The organism is Clostridium sp. (assembly GCF_040797585.1).
GTDB lineage: Bacteria > Bacillota > Clostridia > Clostridiales > Clostridiaceae > Clostridium_Z.
On the sequence record NZ_JBFNEO010000105.1, the window covers coordinates 1 to 9,496 of the forward strand.

Consider the following 9,496-nt stretch of genomic DNA (forward strand, 5'->3'; position numbering starts at 1 on the left):
GTTTAAACTTAATAGCATTCTTATCTCAAATTCTTAAGGTGAATTATAAGATAAAAATCTCAATTGTAATCCCAAAATCTACTTTTATAACGGAATCTTTGGTTTTAAAAATTGAAATTTCATTATACTGATCAAAAGTCACGTTTATATTGATTTATATAAGTTTTGATTTAAATATGATGTAATAATAATAACTATTAATATGATATAAATTAAAATTCTTCTCATGAAAAGCTCACAAATTATTTTTCTATTTGAAATCTTTATATAAAACATATATTTATATGCTAAAAATATACAATAAAAAAAGCTGCATCCTAAGATGCAGCTTTTTCTCCGTTATTATCTATTTTATTCTTTTTAGCCATTCTTGGTAATATAAGTCCTAATCCAATAAGAACAAATGGAGTCAATAAGTTAAGTGAGAATTGGAAATACCACTCTGAAGTATAAGCCTCCACTCCCTTTGGAAACATACCCATTATACAAGCAAAAGCTGTAAATAATAAGCACCATAATCCAACTCCATAGGCTACTTTTGAGTTCTTAATAAATTTGTATTCTGAATTAAACTTATCACTCATTTTACGTCTTAAAACCATATATGCAAAGAATACCCATAGATATCTCATTGGCATAACTACTGAGTTTAGGTCAAGTAACCAGTTAAATAGAGAGTTCATATCTCCTATTCCAAAAGCAGGAACCATTATTAATATACTAACTAATACAGTAGTCATTATATATCCATTTATAGGTGCTCCATGTTTATTAGTCTTTGTTAAAACATCTGGTATATATCTTCTATCTCCATCAGCTAAAAGAACCTTAAGTGGAGCATCTATTGAGAATACTAAAGCAGATATTTGAGCAGTCATATTAGCTAAGGCATAAAGTATCAAGAAGAAGTTTCCAACTCCATAATACTCTCCAAGCATTTTAAATGCATAATACTGACCATTCATCTTTAGATCCTTTGGTATAGCATTAGAATCAAACATTATTCCCATAGCAAAAGATCCTAAAAGAGCACATATAGCTACCATTATAGCAAGAGCTATCATTCCTTTTGGAAATTCCTTTGATGGATTCTTCATGTTGTTAACATAAGGTGATATTTTTTCACATCCACCAACTGCAAATACAAGCATTGATATAGTAGTAAAGTATGCAAAATTAAAATCTGGCATAAAAGTTTTAAAAGTAAAACTTGCAGTAGCTGGCTTTACATCAACCATAAAAGGTGCTGCCACAACTAATATAATATATAATAATGACATTATGAATATAGATGTACCTGCTATGTTTCCTATTCTTTTTAAAGAGTTAACTCCTTTAGATGCTACCCATAAGAATAGTAAAAATACAACTAAAGATATAGATTGTAATACTATAGGATTGAATTTGCTTATAAAATCACCATTTTGATATACACTCCAACCTAATGCTACTAAAACAGACTGAGGTTTTTGTGCTAGGTATGGTATATGTACCACCCAGTATGTCCAACCTGCAAAATACGCAAGTTTAGCTCCACTGGTCTCTCTTATCCAAGTACTAACACCCGCTTTTCCTTCCTTAAAAGTAGATCCAAGTTCTCCTACCATTAAAGCATAAGGAACAAAGTATAAACTTAATATAAGTATCCATGATACCACAACTGTTAGCCCTTGGTTTGCATAGTTATTAACTACATTACCAAATCCCCATACAGCAACAAAGGCCATTAAAGCAAGGTTATTCCACCTAAGCTTTTTCGAGTCTAGTTCTCCCATAAATAATCCTCCTCATTTGCAAAGCCATACTATAAAAGTATGTTTTACTTTAGTAATAAAAAATATTAAAATTTCTTGAAGACAAAAATGTAATATATTATGATTTTCTACATTTTTCGTCTTCATAATAATAATTTTATCATTATTTTTAATTCCTCTCAAGAGAGGCTTGTTTTTTTATTAAAAAATTGTTCAATATACTACTTATTTAATAAATAAAAACATATTTATATATATCATTACCAATATTATTAAAAAAAACTATATAATAATATAATTTATATAATCGCATACCATACATTTTTTAAAGTATTTATAAGATTCTTGTATTCATTAATGATTTTTTTAATTAATCTTCACCTTATCAGTATCATTGTCATCTAAAATATAAAAATTAAATGGATACTCTTACTCTTTTTATTATTATCCTTCAAAGTTAATACCTCCTCCATAGAAAGACCTTTAGTATTAGTCTCTGTAATTCCTCCTATTTATATTACTTAATTATAAATAAAAAAGTCTGGACTAAGCCAGACTTTTTTATTTTACATTAATTTATTTATCTGATGCCTAGCAACTGTGACACTTCCATTCTTTTAAAATTTGAGAGATAACAGTTGCTACGGCCCCTAGATTAACTCATCTAACCTTCAGATGATTAAAAGAACACCATCTAAAGGAAGATTCGTTCTATCTGATGGCTATAAGCTTTAACACTCCCATTCTTTTTAAATTTGGGAGATAACAGTTGCTACACACTTAGACTAATCATCTAATCTTTAGATGATTAAAAGAACACCATCTAAAGGAAGATTCCTTATATATTAATCCTATATTTCAAACTTCTTAATTAATGAATTTAAGTTACTTGAGTGTTCCTTTAAAACTTCAGCTTCCCCGGTCATTTCTTCAAGTCCTGATGACTGCTCTTCTGAAGCAGCACTTACTTCCTCTGTGGTAGCTGCTGTTTCTTGTGATACTGCTGCCACCTCTGAGATCTTTGTTACAACTAAATTTTTACTATTATCTATTTTATCTAGAGAAAGAGTAACTTCTTCAATATTATTCTCTAAATTTTTAATACTATCGTCAATAACTTTAAATTTAGCCTTTGTGGTCTCTAGTTTTTCACTGGTTTCTTTATTTAATCTCTCTGTATTCTTAGTTTCTTCATATAATTCAGATATACTTCCTTTTATCTCTACAATAACACTATTTATTTCTTTAGCTGATTTTGATGATTGCTCTGCTAATTTTTTAACCTCATCAGCAACTACTGAAAAACCTCTTCCTGCCTCTCCAGCCCTTGCAGCTTCTATACTAGCATTTAATGCTAAAAGGCTAGTTTGTTCAGTTATAGATCTAATAACATCTATAATTATTTCTATTTCATCAGATTTAGTAGATAATAAATCTACTTTAGAGGATATATATTCACTAGACTTTTTATTATCTTCATATTTCTCACTTAATTCTTTCATGGATACCATACCTTCAATAGATGAATTTTTAACTTCATTAGAAAGAGTACTCATGATTTTTGCACTGCTTAAAGATGTATTAATTTCTTCTTCTAGTGTATTTACAATTCCTACACTATACTCAAGTTCTGATGCTTGAGTGGTAGCTCCTTCTGATATTTGCTCTATTGACTTTGCTACTTCTTCTCCTACCTGATTTGATTGGTTTACTATATTAAATAAAGTATCTGCTCCATTATTAACCTTATCTGCCGCTTCCTTAACTCCTTCTAAAAGAACCACCATATCATCTATCAATGAATTAACCGCTAGAATCATAGAGTTTACATCTTCATTATAGTAAGCTTTTGATTTTGCTTTTTCTTTAAAGCTACCATTCTTAACCTTATTAAGTATGGTTACAACTTCTTTAATAGGTTCTGTTAATCTCTTTGTAAATAATCTAGCAGATATCCCTACAAATATTACGATTAATATGAAAATAATTATAGATATATCCATCCCCCTTAAAACTATTTTTAAAATTTCCTTTGTAGGGGTAAATGTTACAACGATTAATCCTGACTCTTTATCTATTTCCTTATACATCTCATAGCTTATATCACTAATTTCAATCCCCTTATGAGAATCATTATCAAGAGCCATAACCTCCTCTATCCAAGGTTCATCTTCTTTATTTTTTCCAATTAAGTTTTTGTCCTTATTAGCTACAATATTTCCTTCTTTGCTCAAAACTGTTGCAAATGTATTATTTCCAAGATTTATATTATTTATAATATCAGAAATTCTACTAAGTTTCTTATCAAGAGCCATAACCCCTATGAATTCATTATTTTCATTTTTTACAGCCTTGGAATAAGTTATAACCATATCACCTGTGCTTATATCCTTATAAGGTTCAGATATAATCACTCCATTTTGATCTTTCGCTGCATCCTCATACCATTCTCTAGTTCTAGGATCAAATCCATCTGGAAAATCCGCCTTAGGTGCTGTAATAATATTTCCATCCTTTGTTGCCATAGCAGTAAATAAAGCATTCTCATTAGATTTTATATAATTATTCAGATTTTTTTCAAGCCAAAAAGCTTCATTATTTTTATTCTCAATAACTCCTGAAGCATTAGCATCTGTAGAAAGATAATTTATATCTGCAATACTATCCCTATTATCAGAACTCAAAGCCTCTCTAATTATACCTAATCCATTTTTATTTATGATATGAAGGTCTTCTCTTAGATTGCTATTTAATGAGTAAAAGTTTACTCCTCCAATTATTAATATTGGAATTATAGAAGTCAACACTAAGAGTAATATTATTTCTTTTTTTATACTTTTTCTCTTTCCCATTCCCATATTTTTATTCCTCTCTTAAATAAATTATATATAATCTATCGTGTCAATTTTCTTTTAATTTATATAATAATAAAAACATTCTAACAATAAGTTAAGTTTATTTATTATTCTTATTAAGTAATAGTCTTATTTTTAAAATACTTTATCAGTAAATATAATTTTTATTTCACCCCTTATATAATATGTTTATTTTTTTAAAAATTATTGTCTATTAAAAGAATATGTCTTGATATCCTTTATTTATTCCCTAATCTAAATTTATATAACTGATAAAATAAATAACCACACATTTAATATTATTATGTATGGTTATTATTATGTCTCTTATATTAACTTTTTTACATACCATGCATCACAGGAAAAATGATCTGTTTTTAGAAGTGGTTCTTCCAGTTCTATAAATTCATTTTTCTTATAAAATTTGTTTGCTACCATCATGGATTTTAAAGTTTCTAAATAGCAAGTTTCATAATGATCTTTTGCAAAATCTAAAGCTATGTCCATTAACTTTTGTCCCACTCCTAATGCTCTAGCTTCCTTTAATAAATACATCTTTTGAAGTTCACAAACACCTTTTAATCCTTTAACAGGTGCTATACCACATCCTCCTAAAATTTCTCCTCCACTTTCAACCACCCAATATTTAGTGTTTTTTTCACTATAGGCTCTAGAAAGGGTTGAAAGTTCTGGATCTGCCCAAGCAAATCCTTCTCTATTTGCTCCAAATTCTATAAGACATTTTCTTATAACCTGTTCTATGTTCTTATTGTCATCTTCCTTTATTTCTCTTATAACCATATATACCCCTCCTTAAATAAAAATGACCTATTGTGCTATTAAAATATATGACTCTAAAAAAACTTTCATTAAAGTTTTTCACTAGAAAAATTCCTGATTTTAGACTAAGTAATTTCAGTAAAAACCTTCTAGCCAAAGAAATTAAATTAATATTTATATGTAAACCTATATTTTAAACTTAGAAACTTCTTTTATAAGGTTCTCTGAGATTTCTTCTGAATATTTTACTTCTTTTATTATTTCAGCAGACTTCTCATTTATTTTAACAATTTTTTCAGCAATATTTATAGTACCTTCAGCTCCTTCATTAGAAGCTTCTGTAACTTGTTCTATGGTCTTTAGTATATCCTTTACCGAGTGTAATAAATTATCACAATTTAAACTAAATTCTTTAGTTAATTCTTCTATAAATATTGAGTCTTCACTATATTTCTCTGTCACATTAAGCATATTTTCATAGTCTTTGTACACATCCTTAGACATAAACATTAATAGCTGATTAGAACTATTTGACAGCTTGTCTACAGAGTCAATAACCTTTTCTGTTATTTGTTGTATTTGTCCTATAACGTTCTTAGAATCCTCTGCAAGTTTTCTTATTTCCTCTGCCACAACTGAAAAGCCTCGTCCACTCTCTCCTGCTCTTGCTGCCTCTATAGCTGCATTTAATGCTAAAAGATTAGTTTGAGAGGTTATATCCATAATAGACTGGGACAATAAATTAATCTCTTCAACTACTCTTGATTCTTCAATTGCTTTCTCTAAATCCATTTTACTATGATTAAATATTTCTATAGCTTTATTCTCAGCTTGTTTAAAATCATTTTTTATATTAATAGCATTTTTATTAATCTCATTAGCAGATACTGACCCATCTTTAGCTCTCGATGCTATTTTCTCAATAACTTTTTCTATTTCAATAGAAGAAGAATTCATCTCTTCTGATGAAGCAGAAGTCTCTTCCATCCCCGCTGATAATTCTTCTGTGGTTGCTGACACCTCTTCTATACCGAAATTAAGAGTATTTACATTTTCTGAAACCTTTTCCACAACTCTTTCAATACCCATTGATTGCTCTTTTATCTTTAAAATTAAATCCTTTAATGCTGTAGCCATAAAATCTACAGATTTTGAAATATCTCCAATCTCATCTCTTTTTTCTTTTAATTCTAAGGGAACTGTTGAAGAAAAATCCCCTTTAGCTAAAAGATTTAAATGTTTAATTAAAAATGACAGTGGTGAAACTATAGATCTTGCTATTATAAAAGTAAGAATTCCCCCAAGGGTTACACTTAAGAACATAAGAATAGAAAATACTCTTCTAGATTCATTAAATTCTTTACCGTTGGCTAAATGAACTTCTGCTGCAAGATTCGTATTATAATCTGCAAGCTCCCTTAACTCATCTTCAAACTTACTCTTTACTTCTTTAGTTTTTTCATGTTCATTCATAGCCTCTTCTGTTTTTTCTTCTAAATCGAGAGCAATAACTTTATTTCTGCTATTTCTGTATAATTCAAGATTACTCTCTAAATCATGAAACTTGTCTTTTTCCCATGGATCTACATCTGTACTTTTATATTTATTCCAATTATCATCGAAAATTTCATCTCTTCTTTCTATATCTTCTAATTTTTCATTTTGTTTATCTTTGTCTTTACTTAAAAGAATATAATATAGATTAGCTTCAATAGCTCGTGATTGATTCCTATTATCATTTAAGTATTGAATAGCAGTCAAATTTTCTTCATAAAGATCTGTTACATCCTCATGGGCCCTACATAAATAATAGTATCCTGTTGCCCCTATGATGAATGAAATTATTATAAGAGAGGCAGCTAATAAAAATAGTCTTCCTCTAATCCTTAGATTTTTTATCATGATATCCTCCATAAATTTTACCTATTTATTAAGCTTATTATAGTCACTTCATATGGTATTTACAACTATTTCTTACATAATTATTGAAATAATTTTTAAATAATTATACTCTAATTATCGAAAGATTTTAAAAAATAATTATACCTTTATAATAATTCTTAATTTTATTGCTAGTATCACGGATATCTCCTTCATTCCTCTTTATAAAAACCTAAAAACTTAAGCTATTTTCATAAAACTTAATATTTTTCAAAGAAATTATTTGACAGTATAATAACATTATGGTATAAATATAAAAAACATATTCTAAATTCAGTGAAGAGAAGCAGTAAGGTATAACATCTGTTCTACAGAGAATTGACATTTGATGAGAGTCAACGTTCAGAGTATATCCAAAAATCATCTCTGATAAGCAAATCTGAAATATAGTAAGATTTGATGGAACTCCACCATTAAAAGGAGTGGGTATCATGGGTACCTTTATTTGAGTGCTATAAATTAGCTTTTTTGCTTATTTATAGAATTAGGGTGGTAACGCGAGTAAGTCTCGTCCCTTTTTAGGGATGGGACTTTTTTATTTTCAAAATTATGGGAGGTGGTATTATGGATTCTGACATAGATATTAATATTTTATACCAACTAAAAAATACTAACTTATTTGGAGGAATTGATTATGAATACTTTATCAAAAAAGAACTTGCTATTAGTAAGTTTAATGCTATTTTCAATGTTTTTCGGAGCTGGAAACCTAATTTTCCCTCCTCTTCTTGGACAACTATCTGGAAGTAATATGGTATTATCTCTAATAGGATTTTTACTATCAGCTGTAGGTCTACCTATAATGGCAGTGGCAGCTGTGGCAAAGGCTGGGGATCTTCAAAGCCTAGCAAGTCGTGTTAATAAAACTTTCGCTTTAATATTTACTATATTAATTTATTTATCTATAGGACCTCTTCTTGGTATACCTCGTGCTGGAAGCCTAGCCTTTGAAATGGGAGTAAGTCCTTTTTTACCTGAAAACTTAAGTGGAAGTTTTCTTCCTCTTTTCATATATACTTTAGTTTATTTTTCAATTGCATTTTGGCTTAGTATAAATCCTGGTAAATTAGTAGATCGTTTTGGAAAAATCTTAACCCCTACAATATTAGTTCTTATAGGAATTATATTTTTAGGAACCTTAATAAAACCTATCGGAGATTTTTCTGCTCCCACATTACCTTATGCTGAAGCACCTATACTAAAAGGATTTTTAGATGGTTATCTTACTATGGATGCCATAGCTGCTCTTAATTTTGGAATAGTAATAGCCTTAGTTTTAAAAGAGATGGGGATCACTTCTCAAAAATCTTTAGTATCTAATACTATAAAAGCTGGTCTTTTAGCTGGGATGTTCTTAACCATAATATATGGAATGCTCTCTTACATAGGTGCATCTTCCACTGCAAGATTTGGAGTTCTAGAAAACGGTGCAATGACTTTAACAAAGGCAGTTTATTATTTATTTAATGATAGTGGAATTATAATCCTTGGAGTAATATTCTCTTTAGCTTGTTTAACTACCTCCGTTGGTCTTATAACATCTTGTAGTAAATATTTTAATACCTTAATGCCTAAGATAAGCTATAGAAGCTTTGTTACCATATTATCTGTATCAAGTATGATATCTGCTAATGTTGGTTTAACTAAAATTCTTCAGATTTCAGTACCTATTTTAAATGCAATTTATCCTATGGCCATAGTTCTTATAGTTCTTGCATTTTTTCATAACTTTTTTAAAGGCTATAATACCGTTTATTTATTTACCATGATATTTGCCGCAATATTCGGTATTTTAGATGCTATAAATCAATTAGGTATAAAGGTAAGCTTTTTAAGTCACATGCCTCTTGCTTCTAAAGGATTACCTTGGGTTGTACCTGCAATACTAGGAGCACTATTAGGTTTCTTATATAGCTTTATAAAAGAATCTTATGGGAAAAGTATATTATCAGAAAATATTGCAGAATAGATTGCTTTATTTTATAATATATTTCCTATAAAAATAAAAGGATTTACACTTAAAATATATAAATTTAAGTTGTAAATCCTCTGTTGTTATTTCAAATATAAATACTGTGAAGTTTCTAGGTGAAAACTTATTTTATACACCACTTAAAATCTATAACTTTTAAGGACCTTTTAAGCTATGTGTTAAAATTTAAGTTT

General features: G+C 28.8%; 5 protein-coding genes and 1 other annotated feature. Of the genes, 1 reads left to right on the plus strand and 4 read right to left on the minus strand.

The window, feature by feature from the left end; translation table 11 throughout:
- Positions 1-317 precede the first annotated feature (317 nt).
- From AB2369_RS08100 to AB2369_RS08115, 4 genes are all read right to left on the minus strand, one after another.
- Entirely contained in the window at positions 318-1,775 is a 1,458-nt protein-coding gene (locus tag AB2369_RS08100; RefSeq protein ID WP_367665977.1) for an amino acid permease, read from the minus strand.
- A gap of 830 nt (positions 1,776-2,605) precedes the next feature.
- Positions 2,606-4,612 carry a methyl-accepting chemotaxis protein gene (locus tag AB2369_RS08105; protein WP_367665978.1) on the minus strand — a complete coding sequence of 669 codons (2,007 nt, stop codon included), beginning with the start codon at positions 4,610-4,612 and terminating at the stop codon, positions 2,606-2,608.
- A 324-nt stretch (positions 4,613-4,936) separates the two neighbouring features.
- Positions 4,937-5,410, minus strand: a complete 474-nt coding sequence (locus AB2369_RS08110; protein ID WP_367665979.1) for a GNAT family N-acetyltransferase — start codon at positions 5,408-5,410, stop codon at positions 4,937-4,939.
- Positions 5,411-5,575: 165 nt separating this feature from the next.
- On the minus strand, positions 5,576-7,291 hold the full coding sequence (locus AB2369_RS08115; RefSeq protein ID WP_367665980.1) for a methyl-accepting chemotaxis protein: 1,716 nt from the start codon (positions 7,289-7,291) through the stop codon (positions 5,576-5,578).
- A gap of 306 nt (positions 7,292-7,597) precedes the next feature.
- Positions 7,598-7,849, plus strand: a binding site (T-box leader).
- Between the two features lie 115 nt (positions 7,850-7,964).
- Between AB2369_RS08115 and brnQ the strand changes: the two genes are divergently transcribed.
- Positions 7,965-9,299, plus strand: a complete 1,335-nt coding sequence (gene brnQ, locus AB2369_RS08120) for a branched-chain amino acid transport system II carrier protein (RefSeq protein ID WP_367665981.1) — start codon at positions 7,965-7,967, stop codon at positions 9,297-9,299.
- Positions 9,300-9,496: the final 197 nt, after the last annotated feature.

Coding starts and splice junctions, on each gene's coding strand:
- AB2369_RS08100 (WP_367665977.1), bottom strand. CDS start 1,775: ATGGGAGAACTAGACTCGAAAAAGCTTAGGTGGAATAACCTTGCTTTA.
- AB2369_RS08105 (WP_367665978.1), bottom strand. CDS start 4,612: ATGGGAATGGGAAAGAGAAAAAGTATAAAAAAAGAAATAATATTACTC.
- AB2369_RS08110 (WP_367665979.1), bottom strand. CDS start 5,410: ATGGTTATAAGAGAAATAAAGGAAGATGACAATAAGAACATAGAACAG.
- AB2369_RS08115 (WP_367665980.1), bottom strand. CDS start 7,291: ATGATAAAAAATCTAAGGATTAGAGGAAGACTATTTTTATTAGCTGCC.
- brnQ (WP_367665981.1), top strand. CDS start 7,965: ATGAATACTTTATCAAAAAAGAACTTGCTATTAGTAAGTTTAATGCTA.